We start from the raw sequence: 26,770 nt of genomic DNA, 5'->3' as shown, positions 1-26,770 counted from the left end.
AGAGCGATGTTTTCCAGATACAAGAAAGCCGATGCCGGAGCCGCACAACCGGCGAGCGCGCCCCAGGGCCAGGACATGGCCACCCCTGCTCCGGTGCCGAAGGCAGCCCCTGCCAAGCCGGCGCCCGTCGACAAGGAGCGCAAGCGCAAGGAGCGACTGGGCGAACTGAAGGTCGAGCTGCACAAGCGCCTTCTGGAAAACCTCAACCTCGCTGCGCTGGAACATGCCGAGGAAAAGGAGCTCCGCGGAGAGATCCAGGCCATCGCCGCCGAGGCGCTGGAAGAGTTGGGCATCGTTCTCAACAAGGAGGACCGCCAGCAGCTCAACCAGGAGCTTTACGACGAGGTGGTCGGACTCGGTCCGCTGGAACCGTTGCTCAAGGACGAGAGTGTCAACGACATTCTGGTGAACGGCCCAAAGCAGATCTTCGTCGAACGCTCGGGCAAGCTGACGCTGACCGACATCACCTTCAAGGACGAACGCCACCTGCTTCGGATCATCGACAAGATCGTGTCCGCGGTGGGCCGCCGCGTCGACGAGTCGAACCCCTATGTCGACGCGCGCCTGGCCGACGGCTCGCGCTTCAACGCGATGGTGCCGCCGATCGCGGTGGATGGCAGCCTGGTCTCGATCCGGAAATTCAAGAAGGACAAGCTCGGGATCGAGGATCTGGTGAAGTTCGGCGCCTTCACCGAGGAAATGGCCGCCTATCTGAACGCCGCCGTTGCAACCCGCCTGAACATCATCGTCTCGGGCGGGACCGGCTCGGGCAAGACCACGACGCTGAACGCGCTGTCCTCCTTCATCGACAATTCCGAACGCATCCTGACCATCGAGGATACCGCGGAACTGCAATTGCAGCAGACCCATGTCGGCCGGATGGAAAGCCGCCCGCCCAATGTCGAGGGCAAGGGCGCGGTGACCCAGCGCGATTGTCTGAAGAACGCGCTCAGGATGCGGCCCGACCGCATCATCGTCGGCGAGACGCGCGGCGAGGAAGTGATCGACATGCTGCAGGCCATGAATACCGGTCATGACGGTTCGATGACCACGATCCACGCCAACAACGCGCGCGACGCTGTTTCGCGGCTTGAAAACATGGTGGCCATGGCCGGGATCGAGATGCCGCTCAAGGCGGTGCGCAGCCAGATCGCCTCGGCCGTGAACCTGATCGTGCAGGCCTCCCGCCTGCAGGACGGCTCGCGCCGGATGGTGTCGATCACCGAGATCACGGGAATGGAGGGCGAGGTGATCTCGATGCAGGAAGTGTTCCGCTACGAGCGCCTCGGCCTGGCCCCGGACGGAAAGATCATCGGCCGCTTCACCGCGACCGGCGTGCGCAGCCATTATTCCGAGCGCTTCCGGCAGTGGGGCTATGACCTTCCCGCCAGCCTCTTCGAACCCAACAGGGGGATGTAAGCCATGCAGATCGGCGCGGACGCGATCATCTACGGCCTGATCTTCGTCGCGGTGCTGGCCCTCGTCGAGGGGCTGTATCTCACCGTCTTCGGCAAGTCGATCAGCCTGAACGCCAAGGTGAACCGCCGGCTGGAAATGCTGGAAAAGGGCACCGACCGGGAAAAGGTTCTGGAACAGCTCCGCAAGGAGATGAGCCAGCACATGAACGCCCGCGGCATCCCGCTTTATTCGCTGCTCGCGGAGCGGGCGCAGAAGGCCAATATCGCCTTCACGCCGAACCAGCTGATCATGATCATGGCGCTCCTTTCCGGGATGGCCTTTCTCGGGCTGACCGTGGGGACGGATGCCGCGCTGCCGGTGCGGGCGCTGGTCGCGGTCGCGATGGGCGTGGGCGGGGTCTATGTCTGGGTCAACGGCAAGGCCAAGAAACGCCTAGGACTGATCGAGGAGCAATTGCCCGACGCGGTCGAACTGATGGTGCGCAGCCTGCGCGTCGGCCATCCCTTCGCCTCGGCGATCAACATCGTTGCCAAGGAGGTGCCCGACCCGCTGGGCACCGAGTTCGGCATCATCGCGGACGAGGCCGCCTATGGCCGCGATGTGGGCGAGGCGCTGAAGGATCTGGCCGAACGCGTGGACATGCAGGATCTGCGCTTTCTCGCGGTGGCGGTGACCATCCAGCAGCAATCTGGCGGCAACCTGGCCGAGGTGCTGGACGGGCTGGCCAAGGTGATCCGCTCGCGCTTCAAGCTGTTCCGCCGGGTCAAGGCGATAACGGCCGAGGCGAAATGGTCCGGCATGTTCCTGTCGGGCTTTCCGATCGCCGCCATCCTGATGATCTCGATGATCAAGCCCGACTACTATGACGAGGTCAAGCAGACCGCCGCCTTCATCCCCGCCGCCATCGCCGTCGGCGTGTTTCTGGTCGTGAACGTGGTCTTCATGCGGATCATGGTCAACATCAAGGTCTGAGGAGCCGGTCCATGGATATCATCGCCTCGCTGAACAGCCTGCTCATCGACCGTTTCGGCGCGCTCGGCCCGCTTTACGCCGTGGGTGTGCTGGGCTTCCTGATGATCGCGCTGACGTTGCCTGCGTTTCTGAAGAAACGTGTCGATCCGCTCGACAAGTTCAGGCGCGAGACCCGCGAGATGAAGGCGGCGTCCACCCGTGACCCGGCGACATCGCTCCGGCCCACCTCGCGCGCGGACAAGCTGGAACGGTTTTCCCATTTCCTCGAACCCCAGAACGAGGAAGAGTTCTCGGCCATCCGCCTCAAGATGATGCGGGCGGGCTATCGCACCAAGAACGCGATCCGGATCTTTCACTTCGCCCAGCTTGCGCTGGGGCTCGGTCTGCTCGTCCTCGGCGTCCTCTTCACCATCGTGAACAGCGCCAGTGGCGAGGTCGATACCACGAAACTGATCCTTTCGGTGATCATTCCGGGTGCGATCGGCTATTACCTGCCGCGCTACTGGGTCGAACGGCGGCTGCAGACCCGCCAGCAGGAGATCACCAACGGCTTCCCGGATTCGCTCGACATGATGCTGGTCTGCGTCGAGGCCGGCCAGTCGCTGGACCAGTCGATCGTCCGCGTGGCCCGCGAGATGCGCTCGGGCTTTCCGGATCTCGCCGAGGAATACGAGATCGTCGCCCAGGAGATGAAGGCCGGCAAGGACAAGGTGCAGGTTCTCAAGGACATGGCCGAACGCTGCGGCGTGACCGACATCTCGTCCTTCGTCACCGTGCTGATCCAGTCCGCCACCTTCGGGACCTCGATCGCCGAAGCGCTGCGCGTGTTCTCTGCCGAGATGCGCGACAAGCGTGTGATGCGCGCCGAGGAAAAGGCGAACGTCCTGCCGACCAAATTGACACTGGGCACGATGATGTTCACGGTTCCCCCGTTGCTCATCATCCTGATCGGCCCCTCGGTCTATGCGATCTACGACACCCTGTCGAATTCGAGCTTCTGACCTCGTCCGGCGCGGCCCGATCCTTGCCGCGCTGCTTGCGCTGGCGGCCTGCCAGCAGACCGGCCGACTGGTCCCCGGCTTTCAGGGCCTGCCCCCGCCCCCGGGCACGCCCAGGGTCACCGAGGCCGTCGACGGGCTGACCGTCGGCCACCGGCTGATGGCGGCAGGCGAATACGAACTGGCCCTCGACGCCTATTACCGCGCTGCAGCCGAGCAGGGGCTGAGCGTCGACGTTCTCTCGGCGGTCGGATCGGCCAATCTGCGCCTCGGTCGGCTTGGCCAGGCCGAGACCCAGCTGCGCCGCGCGCTGAAGAAGGACGAGCGCTTCGTTCCCGCCTGGAACAATCTGGGCGTCGTCCTGATGGAGAAGGGCGAGACCGGCGAGGCCCGGCGCGTGTTCGAGACGGCCTTCGCCCTCGATAGTGGCCAATCGGACGACATCCGGCAGAATCTGCTTCTGGCTATCGAAAAAACCGCCAATCCATCCTATGATCCCGTCAACGATAACGACTTCAAACTGGTGCGGCGCGGCAGCGGCCAATACCTGCTGATCGCCACGCCCTGAGGCCAGAGCAGCAGAGGACGCAGGATTCCATGCGCCATGTCTTTCTTGTCGCGATATGCGCTGCGAGCGCGTTGGCCCTGTCCGGCTGCCAGCGCCCCGGCGAGGCCGATGTCGACCGCGCAATCCAGGAGGTGCTTTCGGGCGACGAGAGCAGCATGAACGACATCATGCTGACCGTGGCCGATCCCGCCGAGGCGGTCAGCTATTTCCGCCGGGGACTGGAAGGTCAGCCCGACAATATCGCCCTGCAGCGCGGTCATGCCCAATCGCTGCTCAGGGCGGGGCGCAACACCGAGGCGGTGGGCGCATGGGCGCGGGTGACCAACCACCCCGAGGTGACCGCGGAAGACCGGGTCGCGTATGCCGATGCACTGATCCGCGCCGGTGAATGGAAGAAGGCCGAGGCGGTGCTGAACGCGATCCCGCCGACCCACGAGACCTATCGCCGCTACCGGCTGGAGGCGATGGTGGCCGACGCCAACAAGCAATGGGCAAAGGCCGACAGTTTCTACGAAACCGCCGCGGGGCTGACGACGCGGCCCTCGGGGGTGCTGAACAACTGGGGCTATTCCAAGCTGACGCGGGGCGATTTCAAGGGCGCACAGCGGCTGTTCACCGAGGCGATCACCTATGACCCGTCGCTCTTCACCGCCAAGAACAACCTCGTGCTCGCCCGCGGCGCGCAGCGCAATTACGATCTGCCGGTCGTCAGGATGACGCCGACCGAGCGGGCGCAACTCTACCACACGCTGGCCCTGACCGCGATCAAGCAGGGCGATGTGGGCATCGGCAAGGGGTTGTTGCAGGAGGCGATCGACGCCCATCCCCAGTATTTCGAACCGGCGGTGCGCGCGCTCGAGGCACTGGAGGCCCGCGGCTAGCCCGGCGCGACGCCGCGCCGAGGCCACCGGTCGGCCTTGCCCCTGCCCGAATTCGACCCGACCCTGCCTGCGTCGGATTTCGTCCCGGGAGACCGCATGACCTCGCTCGATCCTTCCGCAGATGGTGCCCGCGCAAGTGGGCGGCATCTTACCCTCGCCGTCGGGCTTGCCTTCGCCGCCATTCTCGCCGGGCTCGCCGCGCGGGCCATCACGCTTGGCACGCCGCTGGGCGCGGGCACCTTCCTGCCCTTCGTGCTGCCGATCGCGTTCTGGGTGGCCCGCAGCGACATGAAGACGATGAAGATTCCGAATCAGGCCGTTCTGGCACTGGTCTCCGTCTTCGCGCTGGTCGGGCCGGTCGCATTGCCGCTGGATATCTGGGCCTGGTGCTGGGTGCATCTGGGCGTCGTTCTGGTGCTGGGCTTTGTTATGAGCACATTCGGGATGATCGGCGCGGGCGACGCGAAATTCGCCGCCGCCATGGCGCCCTTCGTGGCGCTGGCCGATCTGGGCGGATTCCTGTTCCTGTTCGCCGCGGTGACCGTGTTCGCCTTCCTCGGCCACCGTCTGGTCCGCCGGAGTCCGGCGGTGCGGCGCGCGCTTCCCGGCTGGGAGTCCTGGGATAGACGCGATTTCCCCATGGGAATCGCGCTTGCGGGCGCGCTGGTCTGCTATCTCGCGCTCGTGGCGCTGGGCGCGATGCCGAGCAGCAGGTAATCATCAGTGCGGCGCAGTTCCGTCAGAACGACCCCCGCCTCGTCCAGTTCACGCAGGATATGCGCGCGTACATCCGGCCGCGCGGCGCATTGCGGGACCAGCACCAGTTCCGCCGCCTCAACCCCCGGCAACCCGCCGTAATACCACGGCGCACCGCCCGGCAGCGGCGCGACACCGCCATAAAGCCAGTAGGCGGTCAGGATATCCGCCACCAGAACCTGGCGCCCCCCGAAGCCCGCCGCGTCGATGTCTTCGGATATGGTGCGGAACCAGCCGACAAGCCCGCTGATCAGGCGGCAGGGCTCCAGCGGCACGCCTGCCACGACGGTCGGTTCGGGCATCATCGAGCCTTGCCACCAGGAATGGCCAACGGACATGGGACGGCTGACCCGGGTCAGGACATGGTCCACGCGGTCGGGCTGCATCCGGATGCCATGGTCGCCGGGCAGCACCTCGACCGGACCCGCGCTGCGGGCCATCAGGTTGCGCGCCTGGCTTTCGGCCATTGCCACAAGGATCGGCGCGACCAGGATCAGCGCCCCCCACCCGGTCACCGCCAGCCCCCGGCCGCCGCCCTCCGCCGGCCTGGGACATAGCGCCAGCGCGACGATTCCGAGGAAGAACAGCCAGACAGGATCGTTTCCGAAATTCTGGAAGGTGACATAGGTCAGCCCCGGCGCGGCAACCAGCAGCAACAGCCCCTCACGCGCCCGCCCCGACCGGCGGGCCAGGGTCACGGCGGCAAGATAGAGCAGGCTGCCGGCAAGGGCCGCCGGGGCGGTCAAGACATCGAGGACAGTGCCGCCGGGGAAGGGCCTGATCTCGGCCCGGGCCACGTCCAGCAGATCGCCTAGATAGGCCCCCCAGAACGCAGGCCCCGCCGCCGCCGTCACCGCCAGCATCACGCCAAATCCGGCCGACAGCGCCGTCGCCGCGCCCAGCCGGTCCCGCGTCAGCAGCAACGCAAGCGCCACGACCGGCACCGCGGCAAGGGCATAGGTCATCTTGATCAGCGCCAGTGCCGCAAGCCCCAGCCCCATCGCCAGCCCATCCGCAACCCGCGCGCCCGCCCCTTGCCGACGGCCGGGCAGCACCGCCAGCAGCAGAAGCACGAACAGGATCGCCCAGGCCCATCGGTTGTAGCTCATCGACAGCGAAATACCGGGATCGGGCGTGGCGGGCACCAGCGCAACCGCCAGCAGCATGATCCCCGTCCCGAAGAGATAGGCCCAGGGCCGCGGCAGCCGGTCATGCGCCGCCCACCAGGCCGCAGGCAGAAGCACCGCACCCACCAGCGCCTGGCCCAGCACGAAGGCCTCGGCGAAGGGATGGCCCAGCCGCACGAACAGCGCAACCGGCGCATAGGCCAGCACGCCCAGCGGCGTCATGAAGTCGAGATGCGGCCATTCGCCCGCGGCCTGGCGCAGCACGATCTGCACCATATGCAGCATGTCGCCCTCGTGCATGACAGGGTAGAGCCCGCCTGCGGCCAGCCCCGCCCAGGTCGCCGCAGCCAGCACCGCGGCCATCACGGCAGCAAGCCCCACCGGATCGTATCGCCTCATCCCCTGCCCTCGTCCTGTTGCGGCCCCGATGTCGACGGACAGGCGCGGTTCCCGCGATTGTCCCAAAACGCCCGGGCCGTCGCCCAAGAATTGCCCCAAAATGCGGTCAGTTTTGGGCAAGCACCGCAGCAGTTTCAGGGCAATCACATGAACATGCAGATTTCCTCCGTCATGGCGCCCCCCGCCCCCCGGTCGCTGGCCGAGATGCGCCTGCCGATGGTGATGATGCGCGACATCCTGCTGAAGACGATCTTTCGCAAGAATGTCGACACCGTGACAGAGATCGCCCGCGCGATCTGCCTGCCGGCCCCGGTCACGCAGGAACTGGTCGATCTTGCCCGCAGCCAGAAACTGCTCGAGGCGACCGGCACGCTCCATGCCGGGGCCGGCAGCGAGATGGGTTTCCAGCTGACCGATGCCGGCAAGGCCCGCGCGCTGGACGCGCTGAACCAGTCGGAATACTTCGGCGCGATGCCCGTTCCGCTCGAGGTCTATTCCGAGCAGGTCAGGCGCCAGTCGATCCGCAACATCCAGATCACCCGCGACCAGTTGACCGGCGCAATGGGCCACCTGATCCTGCCCGACGAGCTTCTGGATCATCTCGGCCCCGCTGTCAGCGCGGGGCGCTCGATCCTGATGTATGGCCCGCCGGGCAACGGGAAATCCTCGATCTCGAACGGCATCCGCGACGCGCTGGGCGACAAGATCTACATCCCTCGGGCGATCGAGTATTCCGGCCAGGTCATCACCGTCTACGATCCGATCGTGCATTCGGCGGCCGAGGAGCTGGTGGACGACCCGAATTCGCTGCGCCGCACCTCGGGACGCTTCGACACGCGATATGTGCTGTGCGAGCGGCCCACCGTGATCACCGGCGGCGAATTGTCGCTGTCGATGCTCGACCTGGTCTACAACCCCACGGCGCGCACCTATCAGGCGCCGCTGCAATTGAAATCGACCGGCGGCATCTTCATCGTCGACGACCTCGGCCGCCAGGAGGAACCGCCCCAGGCGCTGGTCAACCGCTGGATCGTGCCGCTGGAAGAGGCCAAGGACATCCTTGCCCTGCAATCAGGCGAGAAGTTCGAGGTGCCCTTCGACACGCTGGTGATCTTTTCCACCAACTTCCACCCGAACGAGATCTTCGACCGCGCCGCGCTGCGCCGGATCTTCTTCAAGATCAAGATCGACGGCCCCTGCCAGGAGGATTTCCTGAAGATCTTCGCCCTTGTCGCGCGCAAGAAGAAGATGCCGATCGACGAGGCGACGCTTATCTACCTGCTCAAAGAGAAATACCCCACGATCAACCACGAATACGCCAATTATCAGCCGGTCTTCCTGATCGACCAGATGATCGCGATCTGCGAGTTCGAGGGCATCCCCTACCAGATGAGTCCCGGTCTTATCGACCGCGCATGGGCCAACATGTTCGTGCGCGAAGAGGACATCCTGCACTGATCCCATGGCCTTCCCCGCGTTCCCGACAGCCCGCCCCCCCCGCCGGGCTGTCGGCGCACAGGCGCGATCTGACCCTCGCCGCACAATCCCCCGGCCCAGGCGACTGCTGCGATCTGACACCCGGGGTAAAAACCGCCCGTCAGTGGCCGCATCGGGGATCGCGGATCCGGACTGGGGGCGACCGGACATGCAGCGCATTGCAACGTCAGGCCCGGCACATTCGGTAAACTTTGCCGTTTTGCCCGGGCCTTCGGTCCGGACGGGACAACAGGTTCTTAACGCTTGGACTCCAAGGTCCGGCAGAATGACCTGGAGTTCCGGAGTCTGCCATATGTCTTTTTTCGATCCGCCGCCCGCTGCCCCCAGGCGCAGCGCCTCGGTGACGCCACCTGCGCCGATGCGCCTGGGGCGGTCCGCAGCCAGAGGACGGCACGACCACATCCACCGCTCTCGACATCGCGGAAGATGATCTCTGAACCGATGGCGCGGCGGAACCAAAACGCCGCTCCTTGAACCAACCAGAATACATGTTGCGAGGCAGCCATGCGCCGATTCCTTTCTTTCCTTTTCGGAAGCATCGCCATCAAGATCGGGGTCTCGATCGCCGCCATGGGTGCGATGACGGCGGCTGCTGTCTTGATCGGCCTTGCCATCTTCAACAGCCTGACGGGCTCGCTCAACACGCTCCTCGGCCAGCAATTGCCCGCGCTGCGTCACAGCGTGACGGTCATCGAACACAGCGCGGGCATCCGCGATGCTTTGTCCGAAATCCTTCTGGCCGGAACGCCCGAACAGGTCAGGAACGGCCATGACAACCTTGAGGCCGAGATGGCCGCGCTCGAAGACGGGATGCGCCACCTTCCTGACGCAGCGATCGCCGAGATGCGGCCGCTTCTGGCGGAGCTCGGCGCCGCGGCCCAGCGGATGGAGACCGCAATCGCCGAGCGGTTCGCGCGCCATGACGAGGTTGAAACCACAATCGCGGCCTATCGTGAACTGTCCGACGAGGCCCGCACGCAACTCATGAAGATGGCCGATGATGCGGTCTACGACATGGAACTCGCGGGCGCACAGACGGTCGAGGTGGTGACAAGCACGCTTGATTCGCTGATCGAATACGATTTCGCCGCGACCTCGCTGGTGCTCAAGGCCCGCAACGAGATCAACCTGCTCAGCGGCACGGCCATCGCGCTTGCAGAAACCGGCGATGACGCTCTGGCCGCGGGCCTGCGCGGTATCGCCCGGTCGAGCCTTGGCGAACTCGATGCGATTCTCGCAGGGCTCGAGGCGAACGGGGCAGGCCCCGAGCTTCTCCCGATGCTCGCCGAGATGCGCGGCCTTCTTGCCGAAACAACCTCGCCGGGTTCCCGCGCCCGACCGGATCAGATTCGCCGGCTGCTGGCGCTGCGCGATCCGACCGAGGCCGCGCTGGCCGAGGCCATTGATGCGTTGACCCGCAATCTGCTGGAAGGCGCCGAAGATACAGCGACCTTCAATGCAGAGGCGGTCGAGCGGCTGATCGGCAACGAGTTGCAGTTCATCCGCGATGCCGCGCGGCTGGAACTCGCCGTCGAAAACGTTGTCGCGATGGCCTTCCTGGGGGCCACGGCCAGCGACCCGGATGCCGCCGAGGCCGCCCAGCGAGACCTGGACGCGGTCGCCCAGGCGCTCGCGGCGCTGCTCGAAGAGGTCTTCGTGAACGACGAGTTGCGGGCGATCATCGAGGAAATCCTTGCATTCTCCGGTGGGGAAACGGGCATCGTCGCGACTCGGGCGGCCATGATCGAGGCACAGAACCAGGCCGAAACCACGTCCCGGGCGGCCTATTCTCTGCTGCGCCGGATCGGCGATGCGGCCGTCAACCACAGCGACGCGGCGCTTGCCGCGGCCGCGGCTGCGGGCGATACCGTGCTTGCACAGGCAGATCGCGCGGAAGCCCAACTCCATACGGTCGCGATGGCCAGCGTGGCACTGCTGCTGGCGGCTCCGCTCTTCACCTGGCTTCTGATCCTGCGGCCGATGTCGCGACTCGTCCGGGTCACGGAGCGCCTGTCGCGGGGCGATCTCGCACCGATCACCGGCTTTCACGTCTCAGGCGGCGAGATTGGCCGCATGGCAACGGCGCTGGGTGTCTTCCGCGAGGGCCTCATCGAACGCGCCCGCATGCAGGAGCAGGAGCGCGCCATCGAGGAGGAACGTCGGGAGCGTGCCGAGCAGCAGCAAACCGTCGTCAGCACGCTGGCCGATGGTCTGCAACGGCTGTCCTCCGGCGATCTGACGCATCGTCTGGACGAGGCTTTCGCGCCGGAATACGAGCAATTGCGCCATGATTTCAACGCGACGGTCGTGACGCTGAACGAGATGCTGGCCTCGATCGTCGAGAACGCCACCGAGATCCATGCCCGGGCCGAGGAGATCGGCGGGGCGTCGGAGGATCTGTCGCACCGGACCGAGAACCAGGCGGCGACGCTGGAGGAGACGGCGGCGGCGCTGGACGAGCTGACCTCGAGCGTGCGCTCGGCGGCCGACAGCGCGGCCGAGGTGGAGGGCGTGGTGCGCGCGGCGCGCGGCGATGCCGAGGCCTCGGGCCGGGTGGTGACCGATGCGGTCGGCGCGATGTCCGAGATCAAGCGCTCGTCCGACGAGATCAGCCAGATCATCGGTGTGATCGACGACATCGCCTTCCAGACCAACCTTCTGGCGCTGAACGCGGGCGTCGAGGCGGCGCGGGCAGGCGAGGCCGGGCGCGGCTTTGCCGTCGTGGCCTCGGAGGTGCGGGCGCTGGCGCAGCGCAGCTCGGACGCGGCCAAGGAGATCAAGACGCTGATCGGCACCAGTTCCGAGCAGGTCGAGCAGGGTGTGGCGCTGGTCAACCGCGCGGGCGAGGCGCTGAGCGACATCGTCGGGCGGGTGGCCAACATCGCCGAGCTGATGGCGGGCATCGCGACCGGCGCGCAGGAACAATCCGTGGGCCTGGGCGAGATCAATGTGGGCGTGACCCAGCTCGACCAGGTGACCCAGCAGAACGCGGCCATGGTCGAGGAGGCCACCGCGGCCAGCGCGACGCTGCGCCACGAGGCCGAGACGCTGCAGGGCCTCGTGGCCCGGTTCCGCCTGCAGGGCGGCGCGCCCGCCCGACCCGCACAGCCCGGCGCCATGACCCCGCTCCGCCTGGTCGACCCGGCCCGGCAAGCGGCGGGCAAGGCCGCGCCCGCCACCCCGGCCGCCGAACCCGCCCCCAGGAAAAAGGCCGCCGCCAACGACTTGACCACCTGGCAGGACTTCTGACCGAATAATCGCAACAGGCCATTCCGAAAGAAGAGAGTACCGCGATGCGGGTGATGATTGCAGATGGAAACGAGGAGGGGCGGCGCCGGCTCGCGAGCGCGGTCGGCACCATGCGCGGCGTCTCGCTGGGCATCTGTGCATCCGATCTGAGCGAGACCTATCACGCCGCCGAAAGCCGCCCGCCCCAGGCCGTGCTCGTCGCCGAGAACCTGGCCCGGCTGCCGGAATTCGAGGTGATGCAGACGCTGTTCCGCGCCCTCAACATCCGCTGCATCCTGGTCGCGGACACGCCGGTCAGTGCAGAACGGCTGGCGGCGCGGGCGGGCACCAGCGGGCTGCGGATGACCCATCAGGGTGCATCGCAGGACGAATTGCGCCAATGCCTGTTCGAGGTGCTGCTGGACCGGCCCGCCGTCGCCCCCCGCGAGCCCGTGGCCGAACGGATGGCCTTTCAGTCCGGCCGGCTGATCCTGATCGGCGCCTCGACCGGCGGGGTCGACGCGCTGATCCGGGTGCTGTCGGGCTTTCCTGCCGATTGCCCGCCCACGCTTGTCGTGCAGCATACCAGCGGCACCTTCAGCGCGGGTCTTGCAAGGCTTCTGGACCGGGCCAGCCCAGCCCGCGTGCTCGAAGCCGAGGACCGCCAGCCGCTGGTCCCGGGCACGGTGCTGCTTGCGCCGGGCAAGGACCATCACCTGGAGATCGCGCGCGGAAACGGGTCGCATTGCCGCCTGCGCGAGGGGCCGCCGGTCTCGGGGCACCGGCCCTCGGTCGATGCGCTGTTCCATTCGGCGGTGCCGGTTGCCGCCCGGGTCAGCGCGGCGATCCTGACCGGGATGGGCCGGGACGGGGCCGAGGGGATGCTGGCGCTGCGCCGCGCGGGTGCGCATACGATCGGCCAGGACCAGGCCAGCGCGCTGGTCTATGGCATGCCGCGCGCGGCCCATGAACTGGGCGCGGTTTGCGAACAATTGCCCATCGGCCGGATCGGCCAGGCGCTGCTGAAAAGCTGCGCGCGAAGGAGCGCGGCATGAGCATCCATTCCCCGGTGCCGAGGCCGGGCCAGGCGGATTGGCCAAGCCACCGGATCCTGCCCGTGATCCAGGGCGAATTCCGCGTGTCGCGCGATGCCGATGCGGTGTTGTCCACGGTTCTGGGCTCGTGCGTCTCGGCCTGCATCTACGACCCCGTCGCGCGGGTCGGCGGGATGAACCACTTCCTGCTGCCGGGCGACGAGGGGGCCAACAAGACCGAGCTGAAATACGGCGCGATGGCGATGGAACTGCTGATCAACGAGTTGCTCAAGAACGGGGCGCTGCGCGGCCAGCTCAGGGTCAAGCTGTTCGGCGGCGCGCGGGTCAGTTCGTCCTTCACCGATATCGGCGAGAAGAACGTGATCTTCGCCCGCTCCTACATGCGGCGCGAGGGATTCGAGGTGGTCTCGGAAAGCCTTGGCGGCCAGCAGGCAAGACGGCTGCATTTCCGTCCCGCGACCGGTGCGGCGCGGCTGGTCATGCTGCCACCGACCGAGGCCCCGCCGGAGCGGCTGCCGCCGCGCCCGGCAGCCGAGCGCGATCCGGGGATCACCCTGTTCTGACGGGCACGGCAGGCGGGCTGTGCGCGCCCCGACCTGGGCTGTGCGCGGCCGCGCGTGACGGGACGGGTTCGGTTGTGCGACATGGCTTGCGGGGATGGCCGGGCCCTGCGGCCGGGGCCGGACGGGCGTTGTGGCGCGTGCCGCGATCGGCCGCTTGACCGGGGCCGTCGGACGGGGTCTGTTCGCGGCAGGCGGCAGGCGGCAGGCGGCAGGCGGCAGGCGGCAGGCGGCAGGCGGCAGGCGGCAGGCGGCAGGCGGCAGGCGGCAGGCGGCAGGCGGCAGGCGGCAGGCAAAAAGGATCGCGCGATGGACAATCCCCCCAACCGGTTCAAGGCGGCGCTGCGGGCGGGTCATCCGCAGATCGGCATCTGGAACGCGATCCCCCAGCCGATGATCGCCGAATTGCTGGCGGGCTGCGGCTTTGACTGGGTGCTGGTCGATACCGAGCATGCGCCGATGGAGGTGCGCGACGTGCTGCCCGCGCTTCAGGCCATTGCCGCCCATCCGGCGGCCTCGGCGGTGGTGCGGGTTGCGATCAATGACTGGGTGCTGATCAAGCGCCATCTCGACCAGGGTGCGCAAAGCCTGATGGTGCCCTATGTCCAGTCGCGGCAGGAGGCCGAACAGGCGGTGCGCGCGATGCGCTATCCGCCGCGTGGCGTGCGTGGCGTTGCGGGGATCACCCGGGCCAGCCGCTTCGGGCTGATCCCCGATTACATCGCCTGCGCCGAACAGGAACTGTGCCTGATCGTGCAGGTCGAAACCCGCGCCGGGCTTGAGAGGCTGGAGGAGATCGCGACGGTCGAGGGGGTGGACGGCGTGTTCATCGGTCCCGCCGATCTGGCCGCGAGCCTCGGCTTTCCGGGCCAGGCCGGCCATCCCGAAGTGGTCGCCGCGATCGAGGGCGCGATCGCGCGGCTTGCGGCGGTGGGGGTGCCCTCGGGCATCCTGAGCACGGATGCCGCGTTCGCCCGGCGCTGCATGGCGCTGGGCACGGCCTTCACCGCGCTCGGGATAGACGTGGCGCTGCTGGCGCGCGCGGCGGGGGCGCTGCGCGCCGAGGTCGCTTGCGGGTAAGGTCGGCTCAGACCGGCTCGGGCACCGCCATGGCCAGACCGGCGGCAAAGGCGTCGCGGTTCAGCCGGTCGAATTTCGCGGGCGTCATCGCCAGCACGCGGTCAAGCAGCACCTCGGGCGGGCAGAGGCCGGACAGCGCGCACAGCGTGCCCAGCGCCACGATATTCGTCACCCGTGGATTGCCGAGGCTGCGCGCGGTTTCGACGAAGGGCAGGGCGCGCGTGGCGAAATCGCCGCGGGGCGGGTCGGGCACCAGTTCGGCATCGGCCAGCACCAGCGAGCGGGGCGAAAGCAGGTGATCGGACACGCCCAGCCCCGCCGCGTCGAGGATCAGCAGGTAGTCGAGGCGGCGGGCCAGCGGGAAATCGGCCTCGCCCTCGCTGATGACCAGATCGGACCGGCTGAGCCCGCCGCGCGAGACGGGTTCATAGGCGTTCGACTGCGCCACGTTGCGCCCCTGCCGGGCCAGTGCCGCGGCAAGGATGCGCGCGGACAGCAACAGCCCCTGGCCGCCGCTGCCCGAAAAGCGGATTTCCGTCGTCGCCATCACGCGCCCCCCCCCTCGCCGCGAAGCCCGGCCGCCATCGCCCGATAGGCCGCGCCATATTCCGGCCGGTCGCTGCGCGCGATCACGCCGGTGCGCAGGTGGTTCGGGCGGAAGGGCACATCGACCGTGTTGCGATAGGCGAAGGGGCGCATTTCGCTTTTCTTGGCCAGCATCATCTCGGGCGAGGCGCCCAGATCGTTCTTGCGGCCATAGATCTCGGTGCAGTCCGACAGCACCTCGACAAAGGAAAAGCCCTTATGGGCAATGGCCTGGCCGATCAGGTCGCGCAGGCCCAGCACCTGCATCGTGACCTCGCGCCCGACGAAACCCGCGCCCGCCGCGGCGGCCAGCGCGCAGGCATCGAAGGTGGGTTCGGTATTGCCCATGGGCGTGGTCGAGGTGTAGCGGCCCCCGGAGGTGGTGGGCGAGACCTGGCCGCCGGTCATGCCGTAGATCTCGTTGTTCAGCATCAGACAGGTGATATCCAGGTTGCGCCGCGCCGCGTGGATCAGGTGGTTGCCGCCGATCGCAAGGCAATCGCCGTCGCCGGTGATGACGACCACATGCAGGTCGGGGCGGGCGAGCTTCAGCCCCGTCGCGAAGGTCAGCGGGCGGCCATGCGTGGTGTGGAAGGTGTTCGCGTCGATATAGGCCGACAGCCGCCCCGAGCAGCCAATGCCCGAGACCACGGCCAGCCTGTCCTTGTCGATGCCCTGCTCGTGCAGCGCCCAGGCAAGGGCGCGCAGCGCGATCCCGTGCCCGCAGCCGGGGCAGAGGAAATGCGGCATCTGCTCCTGCCGGATCCAGTCGTTCACGTCGAAGGCGGCGGGTGCGGTCGTGTCCTTCATGTCAGCGCCTCCCGCGCGGCTGCGGCGATCTCGTCGGGGGTGATGGGCTGGCCGTCGATCCGGTTCAGCCGCAGGGCGGGGGCGCGGCCTGCCAGCACGCGCTCGACTTCGAGGACCAGCTGGCCCTGGTTCATCTCGGGCACCAGAACGGCGCGGGCGCCCGAGCGGGCGACGGTCTCGCGCAGGGCGTCCTCGGGGAAGGGCCAGAGGGTGACGGGGCGGACCAGCCCCACCTTCAGCCCCTCGGCGCGCAGGTCGCGCACCGCCTGCCGCGCGGCGCGGGCGGAAATGCCGATGGCCACGATCAGCAGATCGGCGTCCTCCGCGTCCTGCACCCGCCAGCTTTCGATCCGCGCGCGATGCAGCGCCAGCTTGTCGGTGGTCCGCGTGACGGCGGCGGTGGCGACCTCTGGCACCTGCGTCGGGAAGCCGCCGGGCGCATGGGTCAGCCCGGTGCAATGCGCGCGGTAACCGTCGCCCGGCCGCGGCATGGGCGGGATCAGGTCCTCGGTCACGGCATAGGGCTGGAACCCCTCGCGCGGGCCGGTGGCGAATTTGCGCCAGACCTCCGGCGTCTCGGGCACGGCGGCGAGGTCCACGGTTTCGGTCAGATGCCCGATCACCTCGTCCAGCAGCACCACGACCGGCACGCGCAGGGTTTCGGACAGTTCGACCGCGCGGATCGTCTCGGAATAGGCTTCGGCCACCGAGGCCGGGGCCAGCACGATGATCGCGTGATCGCCATGCGTGCCCCAGCGCGCCTGCATGATGTCGCCCTGCGCGGGCCGCGTGGGCATGCCGGTCGATGGCCCGCCGCGCATCACGTTGACGATCACGCAGGGGATTTCCGCGCCGCAGGCATAGCCGAGGTTTTCCTGTTTCAGCGAGAAGCCGGGGCCAGAGGTCGCGGTCATCGCCTTGACGCCGCCCATGGACGCGCCGATCACCGCGCCCATCGAGGCGATCTCGTCCTCCATCTGGATGAAGGTGCCGCCCACCTTGGGCAGTTCGCGCGCCATCACCTCGGCCACTTCCGAGGACGGCGTGATCGGGTAACCGGCGAAAAAGCGGCACCCGGCGCGGATCGCGCCCAGCGCGCAGGCTTCGTTGCCTTCGAGATTGCGGATCGTCGCGCTCATTCGGCGGGCTCCGTGACGGGGATATTGGTGACGCTGATCGCCTGGTCGGGGCAGAGCCAGGCGCAAAGCTGGCAGCCGGTGCACAGATCGGGCAGCGCGAGTTCGGCCTTGAGCCGGTCGTTCAGGCGCAGGCAGCGTTCGGGGCACATCTTGACGCAGATATCGCAGCCCTTGCACCATTCCTCGGTGATTTCGAGGATGGTATCGACCTGCGGGTGATGGACCTCGGAATGGGCCTTGTGCAGCCCGCTGGCGGTCACGTCGATGCGTTTCTCGCCGCCCATCGCCCAGGCGCGGCCCTCGGCAAAGGCGGCGCGGTTGACCTCGACCGATTTCGCGGGGACGGTGGCGGCGATGATCTCGACCCAGGCCTCTTCGGGGAAGTCGAGCACGGTGGACAGCGCCCCCAGCAGCACCGTGTTCGAGGCCCGCGCATTGCCCAGATTGGCGGCCATGCCGGTGGCGTCCATCACATAGCCCGCATGGACCTGCTCGATGATCTCCTCGGGCGTCTGGGGGGCATAGGCCGGTTCGGCGCCGCGCTTGCGGTTGCGGCAGGCGAAGGGCGGCACGATCTTCTGGCAATCGGCGATGAAGGTGCCGGTATCGGGTTTCAGATGCTTGAGCCAGCGCAGCCCCTCGGCCCATTCCAGCGCGACAAGGATATCCACCTCGCCCTCGGGGATGGTCGGCGACCAGACCTTGGGGCCAAAGCGGACATGGCTGAACACGCCGCCGCCGCGCTTGGCCATGCCGTGGACCTCGGATTGCTTCACGTCATGCCCGTCGGCCTGGCAAAGCTGCGCCAGCACCTTGGAGACCATGATGACGCCCTGGCCGCCGACGCCGACGATCAGCACGTTCATGGTGCGGTTCAACTTCTCGCCCATCATCTGCCCCTAATGGATCGGCCGGATCGAATGGCTGGTGCAAAGCTGCGCGCAGAGGCTGCAGCCGATGCAGGCCTCGGGGTCGATCTTCACCTTGTGCCGCCCCTCGTGCCAGCCCTCGGACCAGGTGATCGCCGGGCAGCCCAGGTTCATGCAGGCCTGGCAGGCGATGCAGCTGTCCTGTTCCACCTCCATCGCGGGGCCCTTGATGCGCACGGGGTCCAGCACGCAGGGCCGATCCGAGATCACGACCGACACGCCCTTGTGCGCCATCGCCTCGCGCAGGGTGCGTTGCAGGGTGGCGGTGTCATAGCTGTCGACCTTCTGCACCCAGCTCACGCCCAGCGATTTCACCAGATCCACGAAATCGACCCGGGGGGCGGGATCGCCGCGCAGCGTGCGGCCGGTGCCGGGATGGTCCTGCCCGCCGGTCATCGCGGTGATGTGGTTGTCGAGCAGGAAGACGGTGATATCCGCGCCGTTATAGACCGCGTCGATCAGCGGCGGGATGCCCGAATGCAGGAAGGTCGAATCGCCGATCGTGGCGACGATCGGCTTCGTCTCGGTGCCCGCCTTGGCCATGCCGACCGCGTTGGCGATGCTCGACCCCATCGAGACGCAGGTGTCGATGGATTTCAGCGGTTCCACCACCGCCAGCGTGTAGCAGCCGATATCGCCCGCGACGCGGGCATCCAGCGCGCGCAGCGCCATGAAACAGGCCGCATGCGGGCAGCCCGCACACAGCACCGGCGGGCGGACCATCGGCGCGAATTCGAAGGGGGCGGCGTTGACGCGCGGGACCAGCAGGCCAGCGCGGGCCAGCGCGTCATGCACCACCTCGGGCGAGAATTCGCCCTCGCGCGGGAAGAACGCCTTGCCCTCGGCCGGGATGCCCATGGCCTTCAGCGCGTCCTCGATCAGCGGTTCCAGTTCCTCGACCACGATCACGCGCTCGACGCCCGCGCAGAAGTCGCGGATCAGCCGGTCGGGCAGGGGCCATGTGACGCCGAGTTTCAGGACGCTGGCGTCGGGCATGACCTCCTTCACATAGGTATAGGGGATGCCCGAGGTGATGATGCCGACGCTTGTGTCGCCCGGCTCGACCCGGTTCAGGGGATTGTCCGCCAGCCAGTCCTTCAGCCGCCGTTCGCGCTCCAGCACGACGCCGTGCTGCATGCGGGCATGCGCCGGGATCATCACGTTCTTGCGGGGATTCTCGGCAAAGGCCCGCGGCGCGGGGGTCTCGCGCGCGCCCATCACCACGGCGCTGCGGGTATGCGACAGCCTTGTGGTGGACCGCACGAAGACCGGCGTGTCGAACTGTTCCGAGAGGTCGAAGGCCTGACGGGTGAAATCCAGCGCCTCCTGCCCGTCCGAGGGTTCCAGCACGGGCACCTGCGCGAAGCGGGCATAGATCCGGCTGTCCTGCTCGTTCTGCGAGGAGTGGATGCCGGGATCGTCGCAGATCGCGATCACCAGCCCGCCATTCACCCCGATATAGGAGAACGACATCAGCGCGTCGGCGGCGACGTTCAGGCCGACATGCTTCATCGCGGTGAAGGCGCGCACCCCGGCGAAGCTGGCGCCGATGGCGACATCCATCCCGGTCTTCTCGTTGGTGGACCATTGCGCGTGGATATCCGACGCGGGGTAGGTCGCGACGTTCTCCAGGATCTCGGTCGAGGGTGTGCCGGGATAGGCGGCGGCGACCCTTGCGCCGGCCTCCCACACGCCGCGGGCGATGGCCTCGTTGCCGGTCAGCGGGCGCGCGGCGCCCGCGGGGGACGGTTCGGCGGCGGTCTGCCGCAAGGCTTCGGTCATGGCTTTATGTCCTGCATCGCGCGTTCTGCCTAACAAAGTTACGACAGTTCTATGTTCCGGGCAATTTTATGACAGGGTGCGGATTGCCGCATCGCTCACGGCCCCATCTGGCCGGGCAGCACCAGCACCAGCCAGGGCAGCGCCACGATCAGCGCCAGCCGCAGGATGTCGGCGATCCAGAACGGCGTGACCCCGCGAAAGATCGTGCCGGTCGAGACATCGCCCACCACGCCGCGCAGCACGAAGACGTTCAGGCCAACGGGCGGCGTGATCAGGCTGATCTCGGTCACCACTACGACGACGATGCCGAACCAGACCGGATCGTAGCCGAGCGACACCACCAGAGGGAAAAAGATCGGCACCGTCAGCAGCAGCATCGACAGGCTTTCGAACACGCAGCCAAGCGCCAGATAGATCGCAAGGATCATCAGCATCACCGTGAAGGGTGCCACGTCATGGGCGGTGACGATCCCCAGCAGCGCCTCGGGCAGACCGGCGAGATTGACGAAATTGGAGAAGATCTGCGCCCCGATCAGCACCGCGAACAGGCTGGTCGCGGTCATCGCGGTTTCCTTGAGCACCCCGAACGTGCCGCGCAGCGTCAGCCCGCCGCGCGCCAGCGCGATCAGGAAGGCCCCCATCGCGCCCATGCCCGCCGCCTCGGTCGGCGAGAAGGTCAGGTTCAGCGGCGCCACGTCGAACAGCCCGTAAAGCCCGCCGATCACCAGGATGAACAGCAGCAGCACCGCCCAGATCGAACGCAGCGCGCGCAGCCGTTCGGGCCAGGGCGTGCGCGGGGCGGCGGGGCCGGCGGCGGGGTCGCGGAACACCACCCAGCGCACCGCGAACAGGTAGAACAGGATGCCGAGGCCGCCGGGGACGATGCCGGCGACGAAGAGCTTGCCGATCGAGGTTTCGGTCAGCAGACCGTAGATCACCAGGATCACCGAGGGCGGGATCAGGATGCCCAGCGTGCCGCCCGCCGCGATCGACGCCGTCGACAGCCGGTCGGCATAGCCGTAGCGGCGCATCTCGGGCATGGCGACCTTGGACATGGTGGCGGCGGTCGCCAGCGACGAGCCGCAGATCGCCGAGAACCCGCCGCAGGCCGCCACCGTCGCCATCGCCAGCCCGCCGCGCAGATGGCCGAGAAAGACATGCGAGACGGCATAAAGCTCGCGCGCCAGCCCGCCCTTGTTCACGAACAGGCCCATCAGGATGAACAGGGGGATTACCGAAAGCCCGTAATCCTGCGCGGTGTCGGTGATCTGGCGGCCCACCATCGACAGCGCGGCATTCAGCCCGCGTTCGTCGAAGATCGACCCGCCGCGGACATGGGCAAAGCCCAGCGTGCCGACCAGCCCCATCGCAAAGACGATGGGCATGCGCATCAAGACCAGCGCAAGGACCAGCGCGAACCCGATCAGCGCCTCGGTCATCGGGCGCGGTCCCCGTCCAGCAGATGCGGGGCGAAGACGTGGAACAGCCCGACCGCGACCATCACGGCGGCGGTCAGTGCGGCGGATATGGCGATGAAGCCGGTGACCAGATAGACCGGGATCGACAGGTATTCGGTCACGTCGCCATAGCCGCGCGCGCGCCCGGCAAGCATCCACAGCCGCTCGGCGGGCCAGATCAGCATCACCCCGCAGGCGATGTTGATCGCCGCCTCGCGCAGCCGGTTCAGGTGCAGCCGGTCGAAGATCCCGTCGAACAGATCGACCGCGATATGCCCGCCCTTTGCCGAGATCACCGGCAGGCAGGAAAACACCATCACGGCCATCAGCACGCGGGTCAGTTCGGTCGCCGCCTGGATCGGCGCGTTCAGCCCCGAGCGCAGGATCACGTCGGCAAAGGTCATCGTCATCAGCGCGAACAGCGCCAGACAGGCCAGCGCAACGGGCAGGCGGCTGGCCCCCCGGGCAAGCGCGATCAGCGTTTCCATATCCCCTCCCCCGAGGTGGCGCGGGGCCGCAGGTATCGGCCCCGCGCGCCTCTCACCAGGCGGCCATCTCGGCCCGGATCATGTCATGGGCGGCCTGGGCATCGACGCCGGTGGCGGCGACCTCCTCGATCACCCTGGCGCGGATGGTTTCGGCGATCTCGTCGAAACGGGCGGCATCTTCGGGGCTGGCCTGATGGATCGCGTTGCCCGGGGTGGCCTCGGTCAGCGCGATGCCCTCGGCGTCGCCCTCTTCCCAGATCGCGCCGATGGCCCGGCTCAGCGGTTCGCCGAAGACCTTTTCCTCCAGCGCGGTCCGGATGTCCTCGGGCAGGTCGGCAAAGGCGTCCTCGGACATGATGAAGGCGAAGGAGCCGCGGTAAAGCCCGCCGGGCAGCATGTACATGTTCTGCGCCACCTCGGTCAGCTTGAAGCCCACGCGCGACTCGATGGGGATCACCACGCCATCGGCGGCGCGCGAGGCCAGCGTCTCGTAGACCTTGGGCGCGGGCACCTGGATGCCGATCATGCCCAGCGCCGCGCCCAGATCGGTCGCGACGCCGCCGGGGATGCGCACCTTCATCCCCGCCATCTGGTCCAGCGTGGTCACCGGCGCGGCCGATTGCAGTTGCGCCCCGCCATGGCTGTGCAGCGCGATCACCTTGACGCCGCGATGCTCGTCGGCCTGTTTCAGATGGGCCTCGTAAGCGCGCCAATAGGCCACCGCCGCGGCCTCGGAACTGCCGACATAGCCCGGCAGCTCGATCATCTTGGTGGTGACGAAACGGCCCGGCTGATAGCCGTGAAAAATGATCGAGACATCCGCCGCGCCATCCATGACAAGGTCCATCTGCGCGGGCGCCTCGGCCAGGCCCAGCTTGACCTCGGCGGTCACGCGCCCGTCGGTGGCCTCCTCGATCATCTCGATGAATTTGGGCCACATCTTCGCGTTGATGTTGTGGGTGGGCGGCGCCCAGCTGGAAATCACCAGCGTGTGATCCGCGGCCCAGCCCGCGCTGCCCGCGATGGCCAGCGCCGCGCCGGCCAGAAGCGTGCCGAATGTCGTCCGTATCGCCATGATGTCCTCCCGGAATGCGATGTCGGATAGGGGGTGGGCCTGCCTGCCGGGCCTCCACTGCCCGGCGGTTCCGGCCCTTTGCGGGGTGGTTCAAGGTTGCGTCACTTGGCCCTCCCGGCCGTGATTGACCCGTCTCCGGCCCTGTGCATCATTCCGCAGGAAACGATCGGAAAGGCCGGGGCCAATGATCGGCAATTTTCTTGCGTCCCCGCGCAGGGTTCGGGGCGGGCATGGCGCCCAAGGTGACGGGCAGGCCGGGATGCGCCTAGGCGACCGAGCGCCGCAGGAGGCCCGATGACCCCGAAGGCGCGCGCCGAGGCCTGCGCGGCCGCCATCTCGGCCGCGACGCGGGCCGAGCACTGGCTGGGGATCGAACTGGTCGAGATCGACGCGGGCCATGCCGTCATGCGGATGCGCGTCGCATCCCATCATGCCAACGGGCAGGGGGTCTGCCATGGCGGGGTGATCTTCGCGCTGGCCGACAGCGCCTTTGCCTATGCCTGCAACAGCCGCAACGCCTCGACGCTGGCGCAGCACGGCACGATCAGCTTCGTCGCGCCCGCGCAGGTGGGCGAGGTGCTGACCGCCACCGCCTGCGAACGCTCGCTCGCCGGGCGCAACGGGATCTACGACGTGCGGGTGGAAACCGCGTCGGGGGCCGTGGTGGCCGAGATGCGCGGCATGTCGCGCAGCGTTCGCGGCCAGTGGATCGAGGAATGAGACGGCCGGGCAGGGCGCCGCGCCGGAACGGAGGGTGGAATGAAGGATCTGAGCATGGACCGGGACGGTCTCGACCCGATCGAGCTGGCCTCGCGCGACGAGATCGAGGCGCTGCAACTGGACCGGCTGAAATGGTCGCTGCGCCATGCCTATGACAATGTGCCGATGTATCGCGACCGCTTCGACGCCAGGGGCGTGCATCCCGACGATCTGAAGACGCTGGCCGATCTGGCGCTGTTCCCCTTCACGGTCAAGAACGACCTGCGCGACCATTACCCCTTTGGCCTGTTTGCCGTCCCGCGCGAGCGGATCGTGCGGCTGCATGCTTCGTCGGGGACGACCGGCAAGCCGACGGTGGTGGGCTATACCCAGCGCGATATCGACAACTGGGCCGACCTGATGGCGCGCTCGCTGCGCGCAGGCGGCGTGCGGGCGGGCGACGTGGTGCATGTGGCCTATGGCTATGGCCTGTTCACCGGGGGGCTGGGCGCGCATTACGGCGCGGAACGGCTGGGCGCGACGGTGGTGCCGGTCTCGGGCGGGATGACCGAGCGGCAGGTGACGCTGATCGAGGATTTCCGCGCCTCGGCGATCATGGTCACGCCCTCCTACATGCTGAACATCCTTGAGGAATATCACCGCCGGGGGCTGGACCCGAAGGACAGCCCCTTGCAGACCGGCCTGTTCGGCGCCGAGCCCTGGACCGACGCCATGCGCGCCGAGATCGAGGCGGCCTTCGACATGCACGCGGTCGATCTGTACGGGCTGTCGGAAATCCTCGGCCCCGGCGTCGCCAATGAATGCGTCGAGACCAAGGACGGCCTGCATCTGTGGGAGGATCATTTCTACCCCGAGATCATCGACCCCGAGACCGGCGAGGTCCTGCCCGATGGCGCGGTGGGCGAGCTGGTCTTCACCACGCTGACCAAGGAGGGGCTGCCGATGATCCGCTACCGTACGCGCGACCTGACCCGGCTGATGCCGGGCACGGCGCGCAGCATGCGGCGGATGGCGCGGATCACGGGGCGGTCGGATGACATGATCATCCTGCGCGGCGTGAACCTCTTTCCCTCGCAGATCGAGGAACTGGTGGTGGCGACCGGCGGGCTGACCAACCATTACCAGATCGAGCTTTACCGCGCGGGCCATATGGACGCGATGCGCGTGCATGTCGAATGCCGCCCCGACAGCGCGGACGAGCTGTCGCGCGCCGCCGCCGCGCGGATGCTGCACAAGCGGATCAAGGACGTGATCGGGGTGTCCACCGAGATCGAGGTCAGGGGCCCGGGCGAGGTGGCGCGCTCGCAGGGCAAGGCGCAGCGGCTGCTGGACAACCGGCCCAGGGGCTGAGCGCGGCGCGGGCGATGGGCGGAAACCTGCCGCTACATGCGTTCACCCTTTGGCAAGGATTCTGGCGCAGCTTGCCCGGAATGCCCCGTGCCGCTAAGGGTCAGACCCATGACGCAGGAGCGCCAGAAGGCCGCCCCAGGATCGGGCCGGGACCGCCAGGCCGACGATATCGCCCGGTCCTATGCCCGCCTCTTTCCCCGGACCGCCCGCCTGTCATGGCAGGGCGCGGCCGCGCTCTCCGCGGCGGTGGGCCTGTCGCTGACGGCACTGGCCTTCCTCGCGAGCGGCGAGCGGCCCTTTGCCCCGCCCGGACCGCCCGAGCTTCGGTTGGCCGAGACGGCGCCATCGGTGCCGTCGCAAGTGCCGCCGCCCGCGGCCGCGCCAGTGGTCCCCGCGCCGCAGGCGGCGCCAGCCTTGCCCCCTGCGCCCGATCCCGCCCCGCCCGCCATCGCCGTCCCGGTGCATGCCGGCGCGCCCGCCCTGGTGCCGCCGCCGCGCCCCGGGCCGCGGACGCTGGCCGCCGCGCCGCTGCGGCCCCGCGCGCGGCCTGAGGCGGGGCTGGTGGCGCGGGCGCCCTCGGCCATGGCCTCGCTGGCCGATCTGTCCGTGACCCCGCACGCGCCCCTGCCGCGCGGCACGGCCTGCGGGGCGCAGCTTGCCGCCGCCATTCCCGCCCGGCCCGGCGGCGCGGCCGCGGGCAGCGCGCTGGCCCGGGCGATGGACGGGCTGACCGGCAGCGGGCGCGACGGGCTGATCGCGCGGGAACTGCTCCGGGGCAACATCCCCGCCTTCCTGCGCGACCTGACGCCGGTGACGCTTGCCGGACGCATGCCCGATGGCCGTCGCGCCGAGGTGACGATCTGCGTGACGCCCGATTACCTGGCGCTGGGCAGCGACGCGGATTTCCTGCGCGTGCCGATGGGCCTGCCCGCGGCGGCGCTGGTGGCGGACCGCTTCGGCTTCCTGCTGCCGACGACGCGGATGGTGGACGCGGTGCATGCCCAGGCCGGGCTGCGGCTGGCGCCGCAACCGATGACACCGGGGGCCGAGATGACCTCGACCCGCTATTTCCGCCAGCATAACAGCACGGTGCAGGGCCAGACCCGCGGCCGGGCGGGGCTGCTGACGGCGGGGCAGAAAAAGGACCTGGTGCTGACCAACCGGCTGCGCGAGATGCCGGGCCGGGTCGCGATCTATGGCTGGCACCGCCCCGACGGCCAGCCGATCCAGCCGCTGTCCACGGTGCATGGCGCGCGCTATGCCGATTACAGCCACGGCGTGCGGCTGGTCAGCCAGACCGCCTTCGTGAAGGGTCGGCCGGTCGCGCTGGCCGCGCTGCTGGCCGATCCGGCCTTTGCCGCGATCCTGACCGGCGAAGGCCCGATCGCAGCCCCCGACCGCCTGCTGGCCTCGCTTTACCGCTAGACCGGGGCGCCGCCGGATCCCTGCCCCGCAGGAGCGCGGGGGGGGGTAGGGTGGGTGCCAACCCACCGTTGGCCGGGTGGTGGGTTGGCACCCACCCTACGGGTGCACGGCGAGCGCCGGGGCGGCGAGGGTCAGGGCAAGGGCAAGCGGGCGCAGCATGGGGGCTCCGTCGGGTCGGTTTCTCAGGAAGTAGGGCGGGGATGGAGGGAGGGTAGGGTGGGTTTCAACCCACCATTGGCCGGGTGGTGGGTTGGCACCCACCCTACACGTGACCGTCATTGCGGTCACGGAGACCTAACTGTCACATCCCGCGTGATTATACGGTCGTTTCTTGAAGATGTCCGTAAGCGCAGCCTGACCACCCTTCGGCTTGCCGCGTGACTATTCAGCGAAGTTCCAGGGCATAAGCTCGGCGATATCGCTCTGCATGTGCTGGTCGAGGATCTTGCGGAGGGTTGCCGCGATATAGG

General features: G+C 68.1%; 23 protein-coding genes. 14 read left to right on the top strand and 9 right to left on the bottom strand.

Features of this window, described 5'->3' with window-relative positions:
• Positions 1-6 precede the first annotated feature (6 nt).
• From NHN26_RS02680 to NHN26_RS02655, 6 genes are all read left to right on the top strand, one after another.
• Positions 7-1,419 (top strand): TadA family conjugal transfer-associated ATPase, encoded by a 1,413-nt coding sequence (locus tag NHN26_RS02680; RefSeq protein WP_354595917.1) that lies wholly within the window; start codon positions 7-9, stop codon positions 1,417-1,419.
• 3 nt (positions 1,420-1,422) lie between these two features.
• A complete protein-coding gene (locus NHN26_RS02675) occupies positions 1,423-2,391 on the top strand; it encodes a type II secretion system F family protein (RefSeq protein WP_253087986.1) in 969 nt (322 codons plus the stop codon).
• Positions 2,392-2,402: 11 nt separating this feature from the next.
• The gene (locus NHN26_RS02670) at positions 2,403-3,392 is read left to right on the top strand and encodes a type II secretion system F family protein (protein ID WP_253087985.1); all 990 of its coding nucleotides are present in this window, start codon (positions 2,403-2,405) and stop codon (positions 3,390-3,392) included.
• Positions 3,355-3,957 carry a tetratricopeptide repeat protein gene (locus NHN26_RS02665; RefSeq protein WP_253087984.1) on the top strand — a complete coding sequence of 201 codons (603 nt, stop codon included), beginning with the start codon at positions 3,355-3,357 and terminating at the stop codon, positions 3,955-3,957. The genes NHN26_RS02670 and NHN26_RS02665 overlap by 38 nt, the downstream gene beginning before the upstream one ends.
• A gap of 29 nt (positions 3,958-3,986) precedes the next feature.
• Positions 3,987-4,838 carry a tetratricopeptide repeat protein gene (locus tag NHN26_RS02660; protein ID WP_253087983.1) on the top strand — a complete coding sequence of 284 codons (852 nt, stop codon included), beginning with the start codon at positions 3,987-3,989 and terminating at the stop codon, positions 4,836-4,838.
• Between the two features lie 96 nt (positions 4,839-4,934).
• Positions 4,935-5,555 (top strand): prepilin peptidase, encoded by a 621-nt coding sequence (locus tag NHN26_RS02655; protein WP_253087982.1) that lies wholly within the window; start codon positions 4,935-4,937, stop codon positions 5,553-5,555.
• Here NHN26_RS02655 and NHN26_RS02650 read toward each other — a convergent pair.
• Positions 5,510-7,120 (bottom strand): hypothetical protein, encoded by a 1,611-nt coding sequence (locus tag NHN26_RS02650; protein ID WP_253087981.1) that lies wholly within the window; start codon positions 7,118-7,120, stop codon positions 5,510-5,512. The two genes, NHN26_RS02655 and NHN26_RS02650, sit on opposite strands and share 46 nt — an antisense overlap.
• Before the next feature lie 147 nt (positions 7,121-7,267).
• Between NHN26_RS02650 and NHN26_RS02645 the strand changes: the two genes are divergently transcribed.
• The 5 genes from NHN26_RS02645 to NHN26_RS02625 all read left to right on the top strand — a co-directional run bounded on the left by NHN26_RS02645 (position 7,268) and on the right by NHN26_RS02625 (position 14,540).
• Positions 7,268-8,578, top strand: a complete 1,311-nt coding sequence (locus tag NHN26_RS02645) for a DUF8689 domain-containing protein (protein WP_253087980.1) — start codon at positions 7,268-7,270, stop codon at positions 8,576-8,578.
• Between the two features lie 543 nt (positions 8,579-9,121).
• Positions 9,122-11,866, top strand: coding sequence for a methyl-accepting chemotaxis protein (locus NHN26_RS02640; RefSeq protein WP_253087979.1), 2,745 nt, complete (start codon positions 9,122-9,124; stop codon positions 11,864-11,866).
• A gap of 53 nt (positions 11,867-11,919) precedes the next feature.
• A complete protein-coding gene (locus tag NHN26_RS02635) occupies positions 11,920-12,900 on the top strand; it encodes a CheB methylesterase domain-containing protein (protein ID WP_253087978.1) in 981 nt (326 codons plus the stop codon).
• The gene (locus NHN26_RS02630; RefSeq protein WP_253087977.1) at positions 12,897-13,463 is read left to right on the top strand and encodes a chemotaxis protein CheD; all 567 of its coding nucleotides are present in this window, start codon (positions 12,897-12,899) and stop codon (positions 13,461-13,463) included. The genes NHN26_RS02635 and NHN26_RS02630 overlap by 4 nt, the downstream gene beginning before the upstream one ends.
• A gap of 306 nt (positions 13,464-13,769) precedes the next feature.
• Positions 13,770-14,540: an HpcH/HpaI aldolase family protein gene (locus tag NHN26_RS02625; protein WP_253087976.1), complete on the top strand. Its 771-nt coding sequence runs from the start codon at positions 13,770-13,772 to the stop codon at positions 14,538-14,540.
• A 7-nt stretch (positions 14,541-14,547) separates the two neighbouring features.
• Here NHN26_RS02625 and NHN26_RS02620 read toward each other — a convergent pair whose 3' ends face one another.
• The 8 genes from NHN26_RS02620 to NHN26_RS02585 all read right to left on the bottom strand — a co-directional run bounded on the left by NHN26_RS02620 (position 14,548) and on the right by NHN26_RS02585 (position 22,805).
• A complete protein-coding gene (locus tag NHN26_RS02620; protein ID WP_253087975.1) occupies positions 14,548-15,087 on the bottom strand; it encodes a 2-oxoacid:acceptor oxidoreductase family protein in 540 nt (179 codons plus the stop codon).
• Complete coding sequence (locus NHN26_RS02615; protein ID WP_253087974.1) at positions 15,087-15,935, bottom strand: 2-oxoacid:ferredoxin oxidoreductase subunit beta; 849 nt, start codon at positions 15,933-15,935, stop codon at positions 15,087-15,089. Before NHN26_RS02615 ends, NHN26_RS02620 begins: the two co-directional genes overlap by 1 nt.
• On the bottom strand, positions 15,932-17,074 hold the full coding sequence (locus NHN26_RS02610; protein WP_253087973.1) for a 2-oxoacid:acceptor oxidoreductase subunit alpha: 1,143 nt from the start codon (positions 17,072-17,074) through the stop codon (positions 15,932-15,934). Before NHN26_RS02610 ends, NHN26_RS02615 begins: the two co-directional genes overlap by 4 nt.
• On the bottom strand, positions 17,071-17,964 hold the full coding sequence (locus NHN26_RS02605) for a 2-oxoacid:acceptor oxidoreductase family protein (protein WP_253087972.1): 894 nt from the start codon (positions 17,962-17,964) through the stop codon (positions 17,071-17,073). Before NHN26_RS02605 ends, NHN26_RS02610 begins: the two co-directional genes overlap by 4 nt.
• 9 nt (positions 17,965-17,973) lie before the next feature.
• Positions 17,974-19,785, bottom strand: coding sequence for an indolepyruvate ferredoxin oxidoreductase subunit alpha (gene iorA, locus NHN26_RS02600; protein WP_253087971.1), 1,812 nt, complete (start codon positions 19,783-19,785; stop codon positions 17,974-17,976).
• A 95-nt stretch (positions 19,786-19,880) separates the two neighbouring features.
• A complete protein-coding gene (locus NHN26_RS02595; protein WP_253087970.1) occupies positions 19,881-21,224 on the bottom strand; it encodes a TRAP transporter large permease in 1,344 nt (447 codons plus the stop codon).
• The gene (locus NHN26_RS02590; RefSeq protein WP_253087969.1) at positions 21,221-21,730 is read right to left on the bottom strand and encodes a TRAP transporter small permease; all 510 of its coding nucleotides are present in this window, start codon (positions 21,728-21,730) and stop codon (positions 21,221-21,223) included. Before NHN26_RS02590 ends, NHN26_RS02595 begins: the two co-directional genes overlap by 4 nt.
• A gap of 52 nt (positions 21,731-21,782) precedes the next feature.
• Positions 21,783-22,805 (bottom strand): TRAP transporter substrate-binding protein, encoded by a 1,023-nt coding sequence (locus tag NHN26_RS02585; protein ID WP_253087968.1) that lies wholly within the window; start codon positions 22,803-22,805, stop codon positions 21,783-21,785.
• A 294-nt stretch (positions 22,806-23,099) separates the two neighbouring features.
• On the opposite strand from NHN26_RS02585, the gene paaI reads away from it, so the two are divergent.
• The 3 genes from paaI to NHN26_RS02570 all read left to right on the top strand — a co-directional run bounded on the left by paaI (position 23,100) and on the right by NHN26_RS02570 (position 26,300).
• Positions 23,100-23,525: a hydroxyphenylacetyl-CoA thioesterase PaaI gene (gene paaI, locus NHN26_RS02580; RefSeq protein WP_253087967.1), complete on the top strand. Its 426-nt coding sequence runs from the start codon at positions 23,100-23,102 to the stop codon at positions 23,523-23,525.
• A gap of 39 nt (positions 23,526-23,564) precedes the next feature.
• The gene (gene paaK, locus NHN26_RS02575; protein WP_253087966.1) at positions 23,565-24,875 is read left to right on the top strand and encodes a phenylacetate--CoA ligase PaaK; all 1,311 of its coding nucleotides are present in this window, start codon (positions 23,565-23,567) and stop codon (positions 24,873-24,875) included.
• A 108-nt stretch (positions 24,876-24,983) separates the two neighbouring features.
• On the top strand, positions 24,984-26,300 hold the full coding sequence (locus NHN26_RS02570; protein WP_253087965.1) for a hypothetical protein: 1,317 nt from the start codon (positions 24,984-24,986) through the stop codon (positions 26,298-26,300).
• Positions 26,301-26,770 lie beyond the last annotated feature (470 nt).

The organism is Rhodovulum tesquicola, from assembly GCF_024128855.1.
GTDB lineage: Bacteria > Pseudomonadota > Alphaproteobacteria > Rhodobacterales > Rhodobacteraceae > Rhodovulum > Rhodovulum tesquicola.
Note: the sequence above shows the minus strand (reverse complement) of the source record. Positions and strands in the feature narration are given on the sequence as shown.

Excerpts from the sequence above, each read along its gene's own strand:
- NHN26_RS02680 (WP_354595917.1), top strand. The coding sequence starts at position 7 with ATGTTTTCCAGATACAAGAAAGCCGATGCCGGAGCCGCACAACCGGCG.
- NHN26_RS02675 (WP_253087986.1), top strand. The coding sequence starts at position 1,423 with ATGCAGATCGGCGCGGACGCGATCATCTACGGCCTGATCTTCGTCGCG.
- NHN26_RS02670 (WP_253087985.1), top strand. The coding sequence starts at position 2,403 with ATGGATATCATCGCCTCGCTGAACAGCCTGCTCATCGACCGTTTCGGC.
- NHN26_RS02665 (WP_253087984.1), top strand. The coding sequence starts at position 3,355 with ATGCGATCTACGACACCCTGTCGAATTCGAGCTTCTGACCTCGTCCGG.
- NHN26_RS02660 (WP_253087983.1), top strand. The coding sequence starts at position 3,987 with ATGCGCCATGTCTTTCTTGTCGCGATATGCGCTGCGAGCGCGTTGGCC.
- NHN26_RS02655 (WP_253087982.1), top strand. The coding sequence starts at position 4,935 with ATGACCTCGCTCGATCCTTCCGCAGATGGTGCCCGCGCAAGTGGGCGG.
- NHN26_RS02650 (WP_253087981.1), bottom strand. The coding sequence starts at position 7,120 with ATGAGGCGATACGATCCGGTGGGGCTTGCTGCCGTGATGGCCGCGGTG.
- NHN26_RS02645 (WP_253087980.1), top strand. The coding sequence starts at position 7,268 with ATGAACATGCAGATTTCCTCCGTCATGGCGCCCCCCGCCCCCCGGTCG.
- NHN26_RS02640 (WP_253087979.1), top strand. The coding sequence starts at position 9,122 with ATGCGCCGATTCCTTTCTTTCCTTTTCGGAAGCATCGCCATCAAGATC.
- NHN26_RS02635 (WP_253087978.1), top strand. The coding sequence starts at position 11,920 with ATGATTGCAGATGGAAACGAGGAGGGGCGGCGCCGGCTCGCGAGCGCG.
- NHN26_RS02630 (WP_253087977.1), top strand. The coding sequence starts at position 12,897 with ATGAGCATCCATTCCCCGGTGCCGAGGCCGGGCCAGGCGGATTGGCCA.
- NHN26_RS02625 (WP_253087976.1), top strand. The coding sequence starts at position 13,770 with ATGGACAATCCCCCCAACCGGTTCAAGGCGGCGCTGCGGGCGGGTCAT.
- NHN26_RS02620 (WP_253087975.1), bottom strand. The coding sequence starts at position 15,087 with ATGGCGACGACGGAAATCCGCTTTTCGGGCAGCGGCGGCCAGGGGCTG.
- NHN26_RS02615 (WP_253087974.1), bottom strand. The coding sequence starts at position 15,935 with ATGAAGGACACGACCGCACCCGCCGCCTTCGACGTGAACGACTGGATC.
- NHN26_RS02610 (WP_253087973.1), bottom strand. The coding sequence starts at position 17,074 with ATGAGCGCGACGATCCGCAATCTCGAAGGCAACGAAGCCTGCGCGCTG.
- NHN26_RS02605 (WP_253087972.1), bottom strand. The coding sequence starts at position 17,964 with ATGGGCGAGAAGTTGAACCGCACCATGAACGTGCTGATCGTCGGCGTC.
- iorA (WP_253087971.1), bottom strand. The coding sequence starts at position 19,785 with ATGACCGAAGCCTTGCGGCAGACCGCCGCCGAACCGTCCCCCGCGGGC.
- NHN26_RS02595 (WP_253087970.1), bottom strand. The coding sequence starts at position 21,224 with ATGACCGAGGCGCTGATCGGGTTCGCGCTGGTCCTTGCGCTGGTCTTG.
- NHN26_RS02590 (WP_253087969.1), bottom strand. The coding sequence starts at position 21,730 with ATGGAAACGCTGATCGCGCTTGCCCGGGGGGCCAGCCGCCTGCCCGTT.
- NHN26_RS02585 (WP_253087968.1), bottom strand. The coding sequence starts at position 22,805 with ATGGCGATACGGACGACATTCGGCACGCTTCTGGCCGGCGCGGCGCTG.
- paaI (WP_253087967.1), top strand. The coding sequence starts at position 23,100 with ATGACCCCGAAGGCGCGCGCCGAGGCCTGCGCGGCCGCCATCTCGGCC.
- paaK (WP_253087966.1), top strand. The coding sequence starts at position 23,565 with ATGAAGGATCTGAGCATGGACCGGGACGGTCTCGACCCGATCGAGCTG.
- NHN26_RS02570 (WP_253087965.1), top strand. The coding sequence starts at position 24,984 with ATGACGCAGGAGCGCCAGAAGGCCGCCCCAGGATCGGGCCGGGACCGC.